This window comes from Salmonella sp. SAL4457 (assembly GCF_046548235.1).
In the GTDB taxonomy this organism is placed as follows: Bacteria; Pseudomonadota; Gammaproteobacteria; order Enterobacterales; family Enterobacteriaceae; genus Salmonella; species Salmonella enterica.
The window spans coordinates 1-429 of sequence record NZ_JBGDZO010000071.1 but is presented as its reverse complement, the minus strand read 5'-3'; the positions used below and the strand labels follow the sequence as shown (position 1 = coordinate 429).

The window sequence follows — 429 nt, the reverse complement described above, 5'->3', positions numbered from 1 at the left end:
ATGAAAAGAGTATCGTTGATGCACTCATGGATGCCAAAGCAAAATCGCTAAAGGCCATTGAGGATCGCCCGGCCAATCTTTATACGGCTTCAGACTTTCCTCAGAAGTCAGAGTCGATGTACCAGAGTCAGTTGCTGGCCAGCCGAAAATTCTATGGAGAGTTCCTGGATCGCCATATGAGTGAGCTGGCCAAAGCGTACAGCGCCGATATCTATAAGGCGCAAATCGCTATCTTGAAACAAACGTCTCAAGAGCTGGAGAATAAAGCCCGGTCATTGGAAGCAGAAGCCCAGCGAGCCGCTGCTGAGGTGGAGGCGGACTACAAGGCCAGGAAGGCAAATGTCGAGAAAAAAGTGCAGTCCGAGCTTGACCAGGCTGGGAATGCTTTGCCTCAACTGACCAATCCAACGCCAGAGCAGTGGCTTGAAC

1 pseudogene is annotated in these 429 nt (G+C 51.0%); it reads left to right on the top strand.

What is annotated here, in order from left to right:
* Positions 1–429 (top strand): annotated as a pseudogene (locus ACLJNW_RS23275) (ISNCY-like element ISPa1 family transposase); the annotation flags it as partial.